The sequence below is a fragment of the Streptomyces sp. NPDC020983 genome (assembly GCF_044333485.1).
GTDB lineage: Bacteria > Actinomycetota > Actinomycetes > Streptomycetales > Streptomycetaceae > Actinacidiphila.
This window is the reverse complement of record NZ_JBIRRA010000001.1, coordinates 707,910-725,466: the sequence shown is the minus strand read 5'-3', so window position 1 is coordinate 725,466 and position 17,557 is coordinate 707,910. Positions and strand designations below refer to the sequence as shown.

Below are 17,557 nucleotides of genomic sequence, written 5' to 3'. Positions count from 1 at the left end.
CTCAGCCCGTCGCGGCCGTGTACGCGGACCAGATCGCCGCCGGGAAGATGCTGCCGGTGTGCTCGTGGGGGCGGGTGCCCGTGGTGCCGGTCAGGGGCTCGGTCTGCTGGGACGTGGGGTTGATGCGGAAGAGGGCCACGGTCGTGGCCGCGGTGGGGGTCCAGCCCGCGTACCAGGCGGATGTGTTGCCGGGGGAGGTCCCGGCGAGGCCCTTGCGGCCGGAGCCGCGGTCGAGTGCGGTGGCGACGGCGGCGGCGACCCCGGGGGTGAAGGGGTGGGTGACGGCGGGGGCCCGGAGCGGGGCGGGGTCCCCGTCGCGGGTGACGCGCAGGACGGAGTAGGGGGCGGTGTGGGTGCCGTGCGCGGCGAAGGTGGCGTAGGCGCTCGCGACGCGGATGGGGCTCGGGGTGGCCGTGCCCAGGGAGAACTGGGGGACCTGCTCGCCGAAGCCGCTGTCGGGCAGCAGCCCCGCGTCGACCGACGCGCGGCGGACGCGGTCGATGCCGACGTCCATGCCGAGCTGGACGACGGGCGTGTTGACGCCCTCGGCGACCGCCTTGCGCAGCGGGATCCGGCCCCATGAGCGGCCGCCGTCGTTCGCGACGCGGACGATCTTGCCGTCACGGCTCCAGTACGGTCCCTCCGGGGTGCGGACGGTCACCTTGTCGTCGCCGTCGTAGAGGGTGTCCGGGGTGACGGGGGTGCGCGGGGCGCCACGGGTGAGCTGGACGCCGTCGCGCAGTCCGGCCGCGTAGACGAGGGGGGCGTAGACGGTGCCGACGGGGACGATCGTGATGTTCGCGTCGTCGAAGCCCTGCTTGACGTAGTCGGGCCCGCCGTAGAGGGCGAGGATACGGCCGTCCGGCGCGACGGACGCGGCACCGGCCCGTACGTCCCGGTCGGCGGGGCGGGCCGCCGGGTCCAGGGCCGCCAGCCGGGTTCGGACGGCGGCCGCGAGGGCGGTGACCCGCGGCTTCTCGAAGGTCGTGTAGATCTGGTAGCCGCCGCGGTCGAACTGCGCGTCGGAGATGTCGCTGTGCGCCGAGACGTACGCGCGGGCGGTGTCGACCAGGTAGCCGGTCTGGCCGCCGAGCCCGGCGGGCCGGGGCGGGGCCTGCGGCTCGGGGAAGACGGTGATGGCCCTGCGCGCCGCGGCCGACAGGTGGCCGGTCTGCACCATCCGGTCCAGCACCCACGACCAGCGCCGCACCGCCCGCTTGTGGTTGGCGGGGCCGAGTGCCGGGTCGAACATCCCCGCGCCCTTGAGCAAGGCGGCCAGCAGCGCGCTCTCGCTCACCGTCAGCTGCGAGACGTCCTTGCCGTAGTACGCCTTCGCCGCCCGCTGCACCCCGTACGCGCCGCGCCCGAACCAGCTGGTGTTGAGGTAGCCGTCGAGGATCTGGTCCTTGCTGAGCTTGCGGTCCAGCTTCACCGCGAGGAACATCTCGGTGATCTTGCGGGAGAACGTGCGGGACTGGCTGAGGTAGACGTTCTTGACGTACTGCTGGGTGATCGTCGAGCCGCCCTGCGCCTCGCCGCCGGTCGCCATCGCCTTGACCGCCCGCGTGAGACCGCGCAGCGAGATGCCGGAGTCGGTGTAGAAGGACGCGTTCTCCGCCGAGAGCACCGCCGCCTGGAGCGAGGCGGGGATGCGGCTGAGCGGCATCGACTGCCGGTCGACCGGGCCGACGCGGGCCATCTCGGTGCCGTCCGCCCAGTAGTAGACGTTGTCCTGCTGGGTCGCGAAGGCGTTGAGGTCGGTGGGGATCTCCGTGCGCGCGTAGCCGTAGCCGACGAGGCCCGCCAGCAGCGCCAGCACCCAGCAGAAGGCCAGCAGCGTCTGGCGCGGCGAGGGGAGCCAGCGCCGTACCCCGCGGCGCCCGGGGCGGGGGTAGCGCGGGCGCAGCACGCGCAGGACGCGCCGCGCCGCCGCCGGGAAGCGCGGCCGCTCCCCCACGCCATTCCGCCGCGCGCGGGGGCCGCGCAGCCACCGCAGGGCCTCGCTCGCTTTCCGCACGTCTGCCGCCTCCCGTCCGAGCGCGCCGCGGAACGCCCGCGGCGGGCGTCACCGTAGGAAGCGCAACGGGACCGGACCTGGACCGGTTGGCGACAGCTGTGTAACAGCCGTCCGGGCGGGGCCCGTTGCGGTCCTGTGACGAATCGGGCCAGGCGCGGTCATGTGGCCGCCGGACGGTGGCGGCATGAGCACCGCGACGAAGCGCTTCCCGGCCCTGCGCCGACTGGCCCGGCGGGCCGGGGTGCGGGGCCGACGCCGTACCGCCGCCGTGTGCGGCCTGCTGTGCACGGGGCTGCTGGGCACCGCCGGGGCCGTCACCGTGGCCGTCACGCACGGCGGTTCCGGCGGCAGCGGCCCGGCACGGACGGCACGGGCCGGGGCCGCGCCGGCGGCGAGCGCGCCCGCGTCCTCGCCGCGTACGACGACAACGCCCGCGAGCAGCCCCCCGGCCTGGGACGGCAGGACCCGGGTCATCGGGGACGGTTCGACGTCCGACACCGGCCCGCAGCCGCACCAGCTCGTCCCGCACAAGCTCGCACCGGGCGAGAAGCCCCCGCAGTTCGTGGTCTTCTCGTGGGACGGCGCGCTGGAGAACGACGACCACCTGTTCTCGCGCTTCCGCGAGGTCGCCGAGCAGAACGGCGCCCACATGACGTTCTTCCTCAGCGGCATCTACCTCGTCCCGAAGGACAAGCACAGCCTCTACCACCCGCCCCGGCACGGCCGCGGCGACTCCGCGATCGACTTCCCCACCGACGAGCACATCCGCTGGACGCTGGAGCAGCTGCGGCTCGCCTGGAAGGACGGCGACGAGATCGGCACCCACTTCAACGGCCACTTCTGCGCCCCGGACCCGGGCGGCGGCGGCACGTGGAGCACCGCCGACTGGGGCAGCGAGATCGCGCAGGCCTACGACTTCGTGGAGCACTGGAAGACCGACACCGGCTTCACCGACATCCCGCCGCTGCCCTTCGACTACTCCAAGGAGCTGGCCGGCGGGCGCGCGCCCTGCCTGGAGGGCCAGGCCGCCCTGCTGCCCGCGGCGAAGGCGAACGGATGGCGCTACGACGCCAGTTCGCCGGGCGACTTCCAGCTGTGGCCGGCGAAGAAGGACGGGATCTGGGACTTCCCGCTCCAGCTCATGCCCTACCCGGGCCGCGACCGGCAGGTCCTGGCGATGGACTTCAACTTCCTCTACAACCAGTCCGGCGGCGACGTGACGCAGGGCGACCCGGCCCGCTTCCCGGCCTGGGAGAAGGAGGCGCGGCAGGCGTACCTCGACGGCTTCGAGCGCGTCTACAACGGCAGCCGCGCCCCGCTCTTCGTCGGCAACCACTTCGAGACGTGGAACGGCGGCATCTACATGCAGGCCGTCGAGGACGTCGTCAAGGACGTGTGCCACCGCAAGGACGTGCAGTGCGTGTCCTTCAAGGAGCTGAGCGACTGGCTCGACGCCCAGGACCCGGCCGTCCTCGCGAAGCTGCGCACACTGGACCCGGCGGAGTCACCGGACTGGTCGGCGTTCCTGAAGTGACGCGCGGGACGACGGCCCGGCAGGCTCCTCCCGGGAGGAGCCGCTCCCGGGGGTACCTCCCGCGGCGTCCCTTGTGCGCCCCGGAGTATGTGATCGTCCCGTAACAAAAACGGATGCCAGGGCCAAGGGTCCGGATACTGAGGGGCATGGCACGGCTGCTGGTGATCGAGGACGACGGCGCGGTCCGCGAAGGGCTCCGGCTTGCCCTGCGGCGGCAGGGGCACGAGGTCGCCGCGGTCGCCACCGGTGAGGAGGGGCTCGCGCAGCTGCGGGCCCGGCGCCCCGACGTGGTCGTGCTCGACCTCATGCTGCCCGGGATGCCGGGCCTGGAGGTGTGCCGGCGGATCCGCGCCGACGACGACCAGGTGCCGATCATCATGGCCACCGCGCGCGGCGACGACGTCGACATCGTCGTCGGGCTGGAGGCGGGCGCCGACGACTACGTGGTCAAGCCCGTGCAGGCGCGGGTGCTGGACGCGCGCATCCGCGCCGTGCTGCGCCGCGTCACCGGCGGCGCCTCGGGGGCGGGTGGCGCCGGACCGGTGCCGCGGCCCGAACGGCACGGCGACCTCACGATCGACCGCGCCGCCCTGACCGTCTCCCGGCACGGCGTGCCCGTCCCCCTCGCGCCCTCCGAACTGCGCCTGCTGCTCGTGCTGTCCGCGTCCCCCGGCCAGGTCTTCAGCCGCCAGCAGCTGCTCGAAGCGGTGTGGGAGCACAGCTACCACGGCGACTCGCGGCTCGTGGACGCGTGCGTGAAGCGGCTGCGCACCAAACTCGACGAGCCCGCCGAGGAGCGCTGCATCCAGACCGTGCGCGGCTTCGGCTACCAGTTCCGCCGCTTCCCCGCCACGCCGGCCGGGCGGGTCGCGCAGTGACAGCAGAGCGGGCCGGGGAGCAGCCGGTCGGGGCGGCGCCGGCGCGCCGCGGGATGCCGCGCGGGGGCCTGCGGGTACGGCTGCTGGTCGCCTTCGCGCTGGTCGCCGTCGTCGCCACGCTCACGACCGGCGGGCTCGCCTTCCGCGCCGCCCGCATCGGGCTGCTCCAGCAGGGCCAGGACACCGTCATCACGCAGTTCCGCGACGACGTCGACAGCCAGGCCGGCTCACTCGGCTTCCCGCCCGACCAGCAGGAGCTGTCCGCCTTCGCCTCGAACGTCGCGCACGCCCAGCGCACCGTCACCTGGCGCGTCATGGCCACCTACGGCGACCTCACCGCGACCTCGGAGCCCGGCGACAGCTTCCCCGAACTCACCCCGGAGATGCGCGAGTCCGTCCGCACGAAGGCCGCCACCGTCTTCCAGCGGGTCGCCACCAAGCACGGGCCCGCGCTCGTCGTCGGCCTCCCCGTCGACTTCGCCTCCCCCGGCCCGCCCGGCACCCCCCGGCAGCCCTCCGGCGTCGCCGTCTTCCTCACCGTCTCGCAGGTCGACGAGCAGGGCTCCGTGGACGCGCTCGTCTCCGCCGTCGAACGCGCCACCGTGCCCGCGCTGCTCGTCGCCGTCCTGCTCGCGCTGCTCGCCGCCCGCGGGGTGCTGCGGCCGGTACGCGAACTGCGCCGCGCCACCCGGCGGATCGCCGAGGGCCACCTGGAGACCCGGCTCGCCGTCCACGGCTCCGACGAACTCGCCGACCTCTCCCACACGTTCAACGACACCGCCGCCGCGCTGGAGGCCTCCGTCGCCGAACTGCGCCGCATGGAGGGCCGCGCCCGCCGCTTCGCCGCCGACGTCTCGCACGAGCTGCGCACGCCGCTCGCCGCGATGGCCGCCGTCACCGACGTCCTCGACGAGGACGCGGCCCGCCTCGACGGCGACACCGCGACCGCCGTCCGGCTCATCAGCCAGGAGACCGTCAAGCTCGTACGGCTCGTGGACGACCTCATGGAGATCTCCCGCTTCGACGCCGGAGCCGCCGACCTGCACCTCGACGAGGTCGACCTCGCCGAGTCCGTACGCCGCACCCTCGCCACCCGCGGCTGGCAGGACGCCGTCACGACCGACCTCCCGCCGCCCGACGCGGCCCGCGGGCGCGTCGACCCGCGCCGGCTGGACGTCGTCGTGGCCAACCTCGTGGGCAACGCGCTGCGGCACGGCGCGCCGCCCGTCACCCTCACCATGACCGTGCGCGCGCTGCCGGGCGGCGACCACGAGGCCGTCATCGAGGTCACCGACCACGGGCCCGGCATCCCGGCGGACGTGCTGCCGCACGTCTTCGACCGCTTCTACAAGTCCGACACCTCGCGGACCCGAACGGAGGGCAGCGGCTTGGGCCTGTCCATCACCGCCGAGAACGTCCACCTGCACGGCGGCACCATCACCGCCGCGGACCGCCCCGGCGCGGGCGCGGCCTTCACGGTGACGCTGCCGCTGCGCCGCGACTCATGAGGCGCACCCTGCACCGCGGGGGCCGGGGGGCTCCCGGCCGGGAGAGCCGCGGGGCACGCACCGCGCCGGCCGTGCTCTGCGCGGTCGCCGGCCTGCTCTGCCTCGCCGGGTGCGGCATCCCCACCACGGGCGTGGTCGAGGCCGGGGAGCCGGGGAGCGGGATCCGCCCGGCGACCACGCTGTACTTCGTGCGTGCCGCGGACGGCAGCCTCGCCACCGTCGAGCGCGAGGAGGGCGTGCAGCTGGGGACGGAGGGGGCGCTGAAACTGCTCTTCGCCGGGCCCGGGCCCATGGAGGAGAAGTTCTTCGGGCTGACGACCCTGGTGGGCGCGCCGCCCAGCCCCTTCACCGTCCACCGCGCGAAAGGCAGGCTCACGGTCGACCTCGGCCCGGACGCCGGCCGCCTCCCGCCGGGAGCCGTCGACCAGATCGTCTGCACGGCCACCACGGCGGAGGCCGTCCGCACCCCCGCCGCCGCCCCGCCCGACGTCACCGTCACCGCCGCGGGCCGGCCCCTGCCCGGCTCCCTCCCGGGCCCCGCCGCCTGCCCGGCGGTCTCGTCCGCGACCCCGGTGGCGCCCGAACAGGACGGGGCGAACCGCGGACCGTCCGCGCTGCCGGTCGCCGTACCGCATCAGCCGCAGACCGCCGACGGGACCCCGGGCCGGCAGGCGCGCTGACCGTCAGCGCCGAAGATCGTCCTTGCCCGTGAAGAGCGGGATCATCCGGTCGCGCTCGGCCACGGTGAAGGGCGGGTCCTCCAGGGGGGCGGGCCGGACCGGGCTGAGGACCGCCGCCACGACGTCCGGGCGCAGGGCCGCGGCCTGGGGCGCCGACAGGCTCATGACGTCGAGGAAGGCACGGCACGCGCCGCGGCGGCGGGTCGCGGTGCGCATGAGCAGGTCGGAGTAGCGGGTCATCACCGCCCCGAGCGGCCCCGGCGCGCGGCCCTCCGCCTCCGGATAGCGCAGGTCCTGGCCCGCGGCCAGCGCCCACGCCGCGTCCGCCGCCCGTGCCGCCCCGCGCTGCACCCGGCGGGCCAGGCCCGGGCCCGGGCGGCGGGTGATCTCGTCGCGCAGCACGAGCGCGTGCCGGGCGGCGACCGACATGCCGTGCCCGTAGAGCGGGTTGTACGTCGCGAGCGCGTCGCCCAGCACGACCAGGCCCTCCGGCCACACCCGCATCCGCTCGTAGCGGCGCCGCTGGTTGACGGTGCTGTGCGACACCGTCACGTCGCTCAGCGGGGTGACCCGGGAGACGAGGTCGGCGATCACCGGGTGCCGCAGGCCGCGTGCGAAGGCCTCGAACGCGTCCGGATCCGCGGTCGGCCGGGCCCCGCGGGTGCCGGAGAGCGTCACGAGCCAGCGGCCGTCCTCGACCGGCAGGATCGTGCCGTTGAGGCCGGGCACGGGCTGCCGCGGGTCGGCCTGGATGTTCACCGCCGGGAAGTCCGCCGTGCCGGGCGGCGCGCGGAAGAAGCGGCTGGCGTAGCCCAGGCCGGAGTCGACGAGGTCGGTACGCACCGGGGGCAGGCCCAGCCGGTCCAGCCAGCGCGGCATGGAGGAGCCGCGGCCGCCGGCGTCCACGACGAGATCGGCCTCCAGCGTCTCGTCGCGCCGCCCGTCCCGCACGAGCACGCCGGTGACGGCGGTCGCGGTGCCGCGCAGCCCCAGGACCGAGCGGCCCGGCAGCGTCCGCACCCCGGGGCTGCGGGTGACCCGGTCCCGTACCACCCAGTCGAGCAGGTCGCGCGTCGCGGAGAGGAAGAACTGCTGCTCGGGGAAGCGGGTGAGCCAGCCCCCGGAGGTCAGGACGACGAGGTCGGACGGGACGGCGATACGGCGGCCGCCCGCCGCGAGCAGCGCGTCCACCGCGCCGGGCACCAGCGACTCGAGGGCGCGCGCCCCGCCGGACCACAGCAGGTGGGCGTGCCGCGCCTGCGGAACCCCCTGGCGGGGCAGGGGGCCGTGCGGAAGCTCGTACCGCTCGACGATCGTGACGTTCATCGTCTCGGACAACGCCGCTGCCGCGAGCATGCCGGTGAGGCTGCCGCCGATCACCACCGCCTGGCCCGTCCGCCGGCCGACCCCCGCCATGAGCACTCTCCTTCGCCGCCACTCCCCGCAGACCTGCCCCGCGGACCACGCCCGCCAACCCTGCGGGCTGCCCCATTCTGCCGCCCCCGGCGGACCCGCCGGCAGGAGGCCGCTGCGCCCGCCGCCCGGGGGGGCGCCGCGGGGCGGACCCCCGCAAGGGGGGACTCGCGGTCCCAGGAACCGGAGGGCTCTGGGTGGCGCACCCTGCGGGAGGGATCGTGGGAGGGGAACCACCACCGCAGTGAAAGGCGGCACGCGACATGACGAGCACCCTCGGAGGGACGTTCACGCCGGCGCCCGGTCTGACCCTCACCCGTATGGGATACGGCGCGATGCAGCTCGCCGGCCCGCACGTGTTCGGGCCGCCGAAGGACCGGCCGGAGGCGGTGCGCGTCCTGCGGACCGCGGTCGAACTGGGCGTCAACCACATCGACACCAGCGACTTCTACGGCCCGCACGTGGTCAACGAGATCATCCGCGAGGCCCTGCACCCGTACCCCGAGGACCTCGTCCTGGTCACGAAGGTCGGCGCCCGGCGCGACGACCAGGGCGCGTGGCTGCCCTCGCTCTCGCCGGACGGCCTGCGCTCGCAGGTCGAGGACAACCTGCGCAACCTCGCGGTGGAGGCGCTGGACGTCGTGAACCTGCGGGTCGGCGACGTCAACGGGCCCGCGGAGGGCTCGGTCGCGGAGGGCTTCGGCGTCCTCGCCGAGCTGCGCGAGCAGGGCAAGATCCGGCACCTGGGCCTGAGCAACGTCAACGACGCGCAGCTCACGGAGGCGCAGGCCATCGCGCCGGTCGTGACGGTGCAGAACCTCTACAACATCGCCCACCGCGTCGACGACGCCCTCGTGGACCGGGCCGCGAAGGAGAACATCGCCTTCGCCGCCTTCTTCCCGCTCGGCGGCTTCACCCCGCTCCAGTCGGCGACGCTGGAGGCCGTGGCGGCACGGGTGGGCGCGACCCCGCAGCAGACCGCGCTGGCCTGGCTGCTCCAGCGCTCCCCGGCCATGGTGCTGATCCCCGGCACGTCGTCGGTGGCGCACCTGCGGGAGAACGTCGCGGCGGCGGAGCTGGTGCTGCCCGCGGACGCGGTGGCCGAGCTGAACGCCGCCTGACGTACCGCCGTTTCGGCCGGCCCGGCGCCGGCGGAGGGGGCCTTGGCCGTGGCGCCGCGGCCAAGGCCCCGCTGAGCGGCATCGCCGGCTTCGGCGAGATCAACGGCGCTGACCGTACGGCTCATGGCCTTCGGCCGGGACACCCCGCTCAACGCCGTCCGCGGCCACGACCACGCGGCCGGCCTCGGCACGCCGACGCCGGCCTGCCTGCGGTCCTCCGGCCGCCACTGACCGCGCACCGCTCCTCCGGGTGCCGCCGTCACGGAGCCGGGTCCCCCGGGAGGCCCGGGGCCCCGGCTTTCCGTCACGGTGGTGCGGGGCACGGCGGGGGCTCAGGGCCGGGAGGCGCGGGGGATGCGCTGCTCCACCCAGATGATCTTCCCGTCCTTGGTGTGGCGGGTGCCCCACCGCTCGGCCATCTGCGCCACCAGGAACAGGCCGCGCCCGCCCTCGTCGGTGGTGGCGGCGTAGCGCAGGTGCGGGCTGGTGCTGCTGGCGTCGGCGACCTCGCAGATGAGCGTGCGGTCCAGCAGCAGCCGTACGTCGATGGGCCCGGTGGCGTAGCGGATCGCGTTGGTGATCAGCTCGCTGAGGATCAGCTCCGTGGTGAAGGCCAGCTCCTCCAGGCCCCACGCGGCCAGCCGGCCGGTCGCCGCGGTGCGTACGGCGGCCACCGCGGCCGGGTCGGAGGGCACGTCCCAGCGGGCGATCCTGCTCGCGGGCAGCGCCCGCGTCGCCGCGACGAGCAGCGCGATGTCGTCGGTGGGCGCGGCGGGCAGCAGGGCGCGGACGACCGCGTCGCACGTCTCGTCCGCCGTCCGCTCCGGGTGGCCGGACAGCGCGGTGAGCAGCCCGTCCAGGCCGACGTCGATGTCGCGGCTGCGGTCCTCGACCAGGCCGTCGGTGTAGAGGACCAGCCGGCTGCCCTCCGCCAGGCGGAACTCGGCCGCCTCGAAGGGCAGTCCGCCCAGGCCCAGCGGCGGGCCCGCGGGCACGTCCAGCAGCTCCACCGTGCCGTCCGGACCGACGAGCGCGGGCGGCAGATGGCCGGCCCTGGCCATCTCGCAGGTGCGCGTCACCGGGTCGTAGACCGCGTACAGACATGTCGCGCCGGTGATCGGGGCCGCGCCGCCGGTGGCGCCGGAGCGGGGCGTCTCGTCCTTGTCGATCCGGCCGACCAGGTCGTCCAGGTGGGCCAGCAGCTCGTCGGGCGGCAGGTCCAGCGTGGAGAAGTTGAAGACCGCGGTGCGCAGCCGTCCCATCGTGGCCGCCGCGTGCATGCCGTGCCCGACGATGTCGCCGACCACCAGGGCGACGCGCGCGCCCGGCAGCGGGATGACGTCGAACCAGTCGCCGCCGACGCCCGCCTGCGCGGGCAGGTAGCGGTAGGCGACGTCCAGCGCGTTCTGCTCGGGCAGGCCGTGCGGCAGCAGGCTCTGCTGGAGGTCGACCGCCATCGCGGTGTTCCCGGTGATGGCGGCGTCGATCTGCTCCTGCGTGCTGTACCTGGTGTCGAACAGGCCGGTGTTGCGGCCGACCCTCAGTACCGCCACCCGGTCCGCGACCGCCCGCACCTCGTCCAGCTCCGGGCTCACCAGCAGCACCCCGAGCCGCTGTTCGCGCAGCCGCTGCACGAGTTCCAGCACCCGGGCCACCTGCCGGGGGCCGAGCGCCGCCGTCGGCTCGTCCAGGATGACCAGCCGCGGCTCGCCGACGAGTGCCCGGGCGATCGCCACCGCCTGCCGCTGCGCGCCCGACAGCGACGCGACGGGCTTGCGCAGGCTCTCGACCGGCACCGACAGGCTGTCCAGCAGGGCGCGGGCGCGCTTCTCCATCCGGATCTCGCTGAGCATGCCCAGCGTGCGCAACTCACGCCCGAGGAACAGGTTCTGGACGGTGTCGAGGTTGTCGCACAGCGCCAGGTCCTGGTGGATCGTGGCGATGCCCAGGTCCAGGGCGTCCTGCGGGCGGCGCAGCTCGACCGGCCGGCCGCACCACTCCACCACGCCCTCGTCCGCCGGGGTCACCCCGGAGAGCACCTTGACCAGCGACGACTTGCCCGCACCGTTGCCGCCGACGAGGCCGACGACCTCGCCCGCCCGGACGGTCAGGCCCACATCGCAGAGCGCCTGCACCGCGCCGAACCGCTTGGAGACACCGCGCACGGCCAGCAGCGGGCTGTCGCTCACGCACACCACCTCCTGCCCCGGGCCCCGGCTGTCCGGCCCCGGCCTGCCGCCGGGTCGGCCCCGCGTACGGAAGTCTGCCCCCGGGAGCGGGTGAGCGCACCAAGCCCGTGCAACGACCGCGCAACGGCCCGGCAACGGCCGCCGCGCGACGCCCGCCCGGGGCGGATCCGGGAAACGCCGGCGGCCGCGGGCGCCCCGTGGGGGCCCGCGGCCGCGGTGTGGTCAGGCAGTCCTGAGGCGGAAGCTCAGGCGGTGGGACCCTGGTGGTCGTGCACCGCGGGCTGGCCCATGGCCGGCTGCGGCTGCACCCCGCCCGCCTGGAGCTGCTCGGCCTGCTCCTTCGAGATCTCCTGGGCGGCGCCGCAGAAGGTGCACTGCGTCATGTATTTGGTGTTGAGCGGGAAAAGCGGCACGAAGAAGAGCGTGAACTTCGTGACGCGCTTCTTGAGCGAGTGCGCCGCCGGATTTCCGCAGCGCCCGCAGACCAGCGTGAGCATGGCCAGCGCGTAGAGGTAGGTCCGCGTGCCGAAAATGATCATGAGTCCCCCCACACAACGGGAATGCCTGTCTCAGCAGAGTGTGCCGTACGAAGCCGGCACCAGGACATGCGGGGGCGCCACCTCCTTTCCGGTTTTCCGGGCCGCCCGCCCGGCGAGCGCCCGGCTCACTCGGTCCGCAGACTCGCCGCGGTCGAGGTGCGGGCGGCCCACCCGGCGGGCAGCAGCGCCCCCGCTGCGGCGATGACCAGGCCCGCGAGAGCGAGCAGCGTGACGACCACCGGGTGGAAGACGGCGAGGTCGGCGTGCGGGACACGGGTGCCGGCCGCCGAGCCCATCGCCGGGACGACCACGCCGTGCAGCGCCATCCCGGCGGGGACCCCGACGACCCCGGCGAGCAGGCCGAGACCGGCCACCGACGTGACGACCATTGCGACCGTCTGCCGCGGTGACATGCCCAGGGCCTTCATCACCCCGATGTCGTGGACGCGTTCGCGGGTGTCCAGCACCACGGTGTTGAGCACGCCGAGCCCGGCGACCAGCACCAGCATCAGGGTGAGGGTGGCGATGAGCGTGTCCATCGCCACGATGGTGGCGCTGGTGCCGCTGCCCGACGGGAACGCCTCGACGCCGAGCGGGGCGAGTGCCGTGTCGAGACCCGCCACATAGGTGTCCGTATCGGTCCCTTGGGCGAGTTTCACGTGAAACATCTCCGGCTGCGCCTCGACGCCGATCGCCGTGAGCGTGCGGTAGTCGGTCGAGAAACGCAGGGCGTCGTCCACGATCAGCGCCTCGCCGACGATCGTCACCCGCGCACTGCGCCCGTCGCCTTCGAGCGTGACCGTCCCGCCGACACGGGCGCCGGTGGCCTCCAGGAAGCGGTGCCCCACCACGATCTGGCCGGGCCCGGTGAACCAGTGGCCGGAGACCATCTGCAGGCCCGCCCAGGAGGCGTCACCCTGGTAGGCGTCCGCCCGCGCCGCTCCCGGCACCCCGGCGACACCCACCTGCGCCTCGCTCTCGCCGACGTAGCCGGCGGTGCCCTGCTGCGCGGTGATCGCGCTCACGAGCCGGCCGCGGTCCACCGGGGCGGGGCGGCCCACCGGCGCGGGCGGCGCACCGCCGGTGTTCCCGGCGGCCCCCGGCGGCGGCGCGTCCACCGGCGGGGCGTACACGGGCACGGTGACCTGGCCGGGGTTGTCGCGGTTCAGACCGTCCTGGATCGCCGACAGCGACGAGCCCAGCCCGTACGCGAACGTCACGCCGATCGCGCCGAACGCGACCGCGACCCAGATCGTCGCGGAACGCCCCGGCCGTGCGAACGGCCCCGCGAGCCCCATCGTGACCGCCCGCGGCAACGGCAGCCGGGAGGCCACCCGTGCGGCCAGCCGCCCCCGCCCGACCCGCGGCGTGCGGCCGATCGCGAGCGCCTCGACCGTCCGCAGCCGGGCCGCCCGCAGCGCCGGCGCCAGCGCGCTCGCCACCACCAGCGCCAGCATCCCGGCGGGCACCGCGACGTCCAGCCACCACGCCACCGCCAGCGAGCCCGCACCGTACGCGTCCGAGGCCTGACTCAGCAGCGGTACGGACGCCAGGTTGCCGACCAGCACACCCAGCGCCGTGCCGGCCGCGGCCGGGATCAGCGCCTGCCCGATGTACGCGCGCCCCACCTGGCCGGGCGTCAGCCCGAGTGACTTGAGCACGCCGATGCGCCGGGTGCCCGCGCTCACCGCCCCGCTCACCACGATGCCGATGATCAGCACCGACATCACCAGCCCCAGCACACCGAAGGCCACGATGAAGGGCACGAACGTCGCACTTCTCTCGTCCGCGACATGCTTGGTCGTCAGGTACGACAGCCCCGCGGTGAGCGCCCCCTTCGGCGCGTCCGCAGCCACCGCCGCCCTCCCCGCCGCGACCTGCGCGCTCGTCCCGGCGTGGGCGAAGCGGTAGAGCATCTCGTACGACGGTGTGCCGCCCGGCTTCACGAACGCGGCCGCCTGCGCGGGCACCACCCAGGCGTCCGCCGTCTTGCTGACCGACCGCGCGAGCCCGACGATCTCCAGCTTCGGCGAGCCGGGCAGGCCGGGGAACTCCGCGGTCGCGCCGAGCCGGAAGAGGTTCGGGCCGTCGTCCTGCGACGCGAGCACGATCTGGCCCGGGCCGGTGAGCCAGTGGCCCTTGAGCATCGTGACGGCGTCCACCGGGCCGCCCCGGTCGGCGCGGCCCGCGATCGTCAGCGGCCCGGCCTCCGAGACGATCGTCCCGCCGCCGCTCCCGGTGATCCGCGGGGAGGCGGCGACGACGGCGAAGGGCCCCGCCGCGGCCGTGACCCCCGCGGCGTGCGCGGTCGCTGCGACCTGCGCCCGTGTCGCCCTGCCGCCGTCGAAACGGGCCGTCAGATGGGCGCCGCGCTGCTGCGCGAAAGCGTGGTCGAAGGGCGCGCGCGAGGCGACGACCAGACCCGCGGCCATGATCGACGCGGTCACCGCCATCATCGTGGTCAGCACCATCACCACCGTCTGGACGCGCCGCCGCCCGACCCCCGCCCGCACCACCTTGCCGAGCGCGCTCACCGGGCCACCGCCGCGGTGCCGTTCGCGGTGCCGCTGCCGCTGACGTCGCGCACAATCCGACCGTCGACCAGCTCGATCGTGCGGCTCGCACACGCCTCCGCGAGCGCGAGGTCGTGGGTGACCAGCAGGATCGTCTGGCCGTCCGCGTTCAGCTCGGTGAGCAGCGCGCGCACCTCCGCGCCGGAGGCGGTGTCGAGCGCGCCGGTCGGCTCGTCGGCGAGCAGCAGCGCCGGACGGTTCATCAGCGCCCGCGCCACCGCGACGCGCTGCCGCTCGCCGCCCGACAGCCGCCCGGGATAGGCGCGGGAGTGCCGGGCGATGCCCAGGTAGTCCAGCAGCTCCGCCGCCCGCGCGCGGGCCTGTGCCCGCCCGGCGCCGACGAGTTGCGAGGGCAGCAGCACGTTGTCGAGCACCGTCAGGTCGTCGAGCAGGTTGAAGAACTGGAAGACCATGCCGATGCGCTCGCGCCGGTAGCGGGCCGACCCGGTCTCGCTCAGCCGGTCGACCCGGACTCCGTCCACCGTGACGCTGCCCTCGGTCGGCCGGTCCAGGCCCGCGATCATGTTGAGCAGCGTCGACTTGCCGCTCCCCGAGGGCCCGAGGACCGCGAGCGCCTCGCCCGCCCGGACGGTCAGATCGAGCCGGTCCAGCGCGGGCGGGCCGTCGTCGTAACTCTTGCGCACCTCGTGGATGTCGATCAGGGGTGCACTGGTCATGGGGGTCCTCCGCCGGACGTCGGGTCAGTGCGCCAGACGCTAGGAGCGGGGGCGGCGGCAGCGCGTCGGCCGTCGTGTGGAAGACGGCTACCGCCGTGGTCGGACCCCGTCCGGCGTCATCCCGGGGATGTACGCGGCTGGTCTGACGCGGCCGGGCGGGACGCTACGGCGGGGGGATGTGGGGGGCGGTGGGGGCCCGGCACACTGAGCGGGTGAGCACGTCGGAGCCGGTGGGACCGGTCAGCGCAAGGCCGCGGGGGCCGGCCGCGGGGGCCGCCCGCCTCAGGGACGCCCTGGGCGGGCTGCTGCGGCCCGCCGCGCCGGCGCCGGGCCGGTCGGCGGCGCCGCCGCAGCCGCTGTCGCGCTGGGCCTGGACGGCGGACGTGAGCGCCGCCGTCGTGCTGGCCGCCGCCACCGCGTACGCCACGGCCAACGGCGCGACGGGGGACGGCCCCTTCCGCTACGACCCCAAGGTCGTCGCCGGTCCCGGCATCCCCAGCCCGCCCGAGCCGCCTCCGTTCCCCGGCGGGCGCCCCTTCCCGGTGGATCCGCACACGATCCTGAGCAGCGCGCTCCAGCCCTCCGTGTGGCTGGTCGCCCTGGGGGCGCTCACGGCACTTCCCCTCGCGCTACGCCGCCGCTGGCCGCTCGGCGCGTTCACCGCGGTGCTCGGCTCGTCGCTGCTCTTCCACGCGCTGGCCTCGGCCACCTGGTCGACGAACGGCGTGGACGACCCGGCGGCCCCGTTCACCTTCATCTCGACCGTGCTCGCCGCCTACGCCGCCGCCCTCTACAGCCCCTACCGGCGGCGCGCGATCGGCGCCCTCGTCACCGGCGGGGTGCTGCTGCTGATAGCGCGCGACGAGGCACTCCCGTCCGTGTCGCCGGGCTTCGTGCCCTTCATGCTGCTGCTGCCGCTGGGCCTGGCCGCCAACACCGTGCACATCTGGCGGCAGCGCATGCGCACCATGCAGGCCGAGCAGGCCGCCGCCACACGGCTCGCCGTCGAGCACGAGAGGGCCAGGATCGCCCGCGAGCTGCACGACGTCGTGACGCACAACGTCAGCATGATGACCGTGCAGGCCGGCGCGGCCCGCACAGTGCTGGACAAGGAGCCCGAGATGGCCCGCGAGGCGCTGCTCGCCGTCGAGGCCGCGGGGCGCGCCGCGATGGCCGAACTGCGCCATGTGATGGGCCTGCTGTCGATGACGACCACCTCGCCGGACGCCCACGGCCCCGGCGGCCCGGACGCCGCCCCCGAGGCGGAGCTGGCCCCGCAGCCCGGGCTCGGCCAGGTCGGGGCGCTCGCCGAGCGGGTGCGCGGCACGGGGGTGCCGGTCGAGTTCACCGTGACCGGCACCCCCGTCCCGCTGCCCCCGGGTGTCGACCTGGCGGCGTACCGGGTGGCGCAGGAGGCCCTCACCAACACCGTCAAGCACGCGTCCGGCGCGAGCGTCGCCGTGCGCGTCGCCTACCACCCCGGCGAGGTCCACGTCGAAGTGGCCGACACCGGCGGGACCCCCTCCCCGGCCGCCGCCTCCGGAAACGGCCGCGGGCTGATGGGCCTGCGCGAACGCCTCGCCGTCTACGGTGGGACCCTCGACGCCGGACGCCGCATATCCGGCGGCTACCGGGTCCGGGCCGTCATCCCGGTGGGGGACGTGTGAACGCGGTAACGGAGGGGCCCTTGCGGGTCGTCATCGCCGACGACCAGGGCCTGGTGCGCACCGGCTTCCGGATGATCCTGACCGCCGCCGGCATCGAGGTCGTCGCCGAGGCCTCCGACGGCGAGGAGGCGGTGGCGGCGGTGCGCCGCACCCGCCCGGACATCGTCCTCATGGACATCCGCATGCCCGGTCTCGACGGCCTGGAGGCCACCCGCCGCATCCTGGGCGGGGCCCCCGACGACCCGCGGGTCCTGATCCTCACGACCTTCGACCTCGACCGCTACGTCTACGCCGCCCTCGCCGCCGGGGCCAGCGGCTTCCTCCTCAAGGACGTCACCCCCGAATACCTCGTCGCCGCCGTCCGCCTCGTCCGCTCCGGCGACGCGCTCCTGGCTCCCGCCATCACCCGCCGCCTCGTCGAACGCTTCGCCGCGAGCCCCGCCGGGGCCTCGACCGTCCACCGTGACCTCGCGGCACTCACCCCGCGCGAGTCCGAGGTCCTGCGCCACCTCGCCGGCGGCCTCAGCAATGCGGAGTTGGCCGCCGCCCTGGGGGTGAGCGAGGCGACCGTCAAGACGCATGTGACGCGCATCCTCTCGAAGCTGGGGCTGCGCGACCGTGCGCAGGCGGTGGTGGCGGCGTACGAGTGCGGCCTCGTCACCCCGGGCTCCGCCCGCCCCCACTGAACGCCCGCCCCTGCCGTGGGGCTGCCGCCGTCGTCCCCCGCGCCCCTGGGGGCCCGGCGGGTCAGGAGCGGGCGG

Annotated in this window: 12 protein-coding genes and 2 pseudogenes; 7 read left to right on the top strand and 7 right to left on the bottom strand. The window is 75.2% G+C overall.

All coding sequences use genetic code 11. The features are described 5' to 3' along the window. Position 1 precedes the first annotated feature (1 nt). Positions 2-2,017, bottom strand: a complete 2,016-nt coding sequence (locus ACH4SE_RS03405) for a transglycosylase domain-containing protein (protein WP_398541554.1) — start codon at positions 2,015-2,017, stop codon at positions 2-4. A gap of 184 nt (positions 2,018-2,201) precedes the next feature. On the opposite strand from ACH4SE_RS03405, the gene ACH4SE_RS03400 reads away from it, so the two are divergent. The 4 genes from ACH4SE_RS03400 to ACH4SE_RS03385 all read left to right on the top strand — a co-directional run bounded on the left by ACH4SE_RS03400 (position 2,202) and on the right by ACH4SE_RS03385 (position 6,617). After that, the gene (locus ACH4SE_RS03400) at positions 2,202-3,551 is read left to right on the top strand and encodes a hypothetical protein (RefSeq protein WP_398541553.1); all 1,350 of its coding nucleotides are present in this window, start codon (positions 2,202-2,204) and stop codon (positions 3,549-3,551) included. 146 nt (positions 3,552-3,697) lie between these two features. Next, entirely contained in the window at positions 3,698-4,429 is a 732-nt protein-coding gene (locus tag ACH4SE_RS03395; protein ID WP_398541552.1) for a response regulator, read from the top strand. Between the two features lie 53 nt (positions 4,430-4,482). Continuing rightward, positions 4,483-5,937, top strand: coding sequence for a sensor histidine kinase (locus ACH4SE_RS03390; protein ID WP_398541630.1), 1,455 nt, complete (start codon positions 4,483-4,485; stop codon positions 5,935-5,937). A gap of 71 nt (positions 5,938-6,008) precedes the next feature. Continuing rightward, positions 6,009-6,617, top strand: a complete 609-nt coding sequence (locus ACH4SE_RS03385) for a hypothetical protein (protein WP_398541551.1) — start codon at positions 6,009-6,011, stop codon at positions 6,615-6,617. 3 nt (positions 6,618-6,620) lie between these two features. On the opposite strand, the gene ACH4SE_RS03380 is transcribed toward ACH4SE_RS03385, so the two are convergent. Then, the gene (locus tag ACH4SE_RS03380; RefSeq protein WP_398541550.1) at positions 6,621-8,033 is read right to left on the bottom strand and encodes an FAD-dependent oxidoreductase; all 1,413 of its coding nucleotides are present in this window, start codon (positions 8,031-8,033) and stop codon (positions 6,621-6,623) included. A gap of 260 nt (positions 8,034-8,293) precedes the next feature. Here ACH4SE_RS03380 and ACH4SE_RS03375 point away from each other — a divergent pair, with 260 nt between their 5' ends. Beyond that, entirely contained in the window at positions 8,294-9,151 is an 858-nt protein-coding gene (locus ACH4SE_RS03375) for an oxidoreductase (protein WP_398541549.1), read from the top strand. Positions 9,152-9,483: 332 nt separating this feature from the next. Here ACH4SE_RS03375 and ACH4SE_RS03370 read toward each other — a convergent pair. The 5 genes and pseudogenes from ACH4SE_RS03370 to ACH4SE_RS03350 all read right to left on the bottom strand — a co-directional run. Beyond that, a pseudogene (locus ACH4SE_RS03370) lies at positions 9,484-10,633 on the bottom strand (SpoIIE family protein phosphatase); the annotation flags it as partial. A gap of 203 nt (positions 10,634-10,836) precedes the next feature. Next, positions 10,837-11,268 (bottom strand): annotated as a pseudogene (locus ACH4SE_RS03365) (ATP-binding cassette domain-containing protein); the annotation flags it as partial. 317 nt (positions 11,269-11,585) lie between these two features. Then, a complete protein-coding gene (locus tag ACH4SE_RS03360) occupies positions 11,586-11,879 on the bottom strand; it encodes a zinc-ribbon domain-containing protein (protein ID WP_398541548.1) in 294 nt (97 codons plus the stop codon). A 125-nt stretch (positions 11,880-12,004) separates the two neighbouring features. Then, positions 12,005-14,413 (bottom strand): FtsX-like permease family protein, encoded by a 2,409-nt coding sequence (locus ACH4SE_RS03355; RefSeq protein ID WP_398541547.1) that lies wholly within the window; start codon positions 14,411-14,413, stop codon positions 12,005-12,007. Then, complete coding sequence (locus tag ACH4SE_RS03350) at positions 14,410-15,129, bottom strand: ABC transporter ATP-binding protein (protein ID WP_398541546.1); 720 nt, start codon at positions 15,127-15,129, stop codon at positions 14,410-14,412. Before ACH4SE_RS03350 ends, ACH4SE_RS03355 begins: the two co-directional genes overlap by 4 nt. Positions 15,130-15,341: 212 nt before the next feature. Between ACH4SE_RS03350 and ACH4SE_RS03345 the strand changes: the two genes are divergently transcribed. Then, positions 15,342-16,796 carry a sensor histidine kinase gene (locus ACH4SE_RS03345; protein ID WP_398541545.1) on the top strand — a complete coding sequence of 485 codons (1,455 nt, stop codon included), beginning with the start codon at positions 15,342-15,344 and terminating at the stop codon, positions 16,794-16,796. Next, positions 16,793-17,482: a response regulator gene (locus ACH4SE_RS03340; RefSeq protein ID WP_398541544.1), complete on the top strand. Its 690-nt coding sequence runs from the start codon at positions 16,793-16,795 to the stop codon at positions 17,480-17,482. Before ACH4SE_RS03345 ends, ACH4SE_RS03340 begins: the two co-directional genes overlap by 4 nt. The last annotated feature ends 75 nt before the right edge of the window (positions 17,483-17,557 follow it).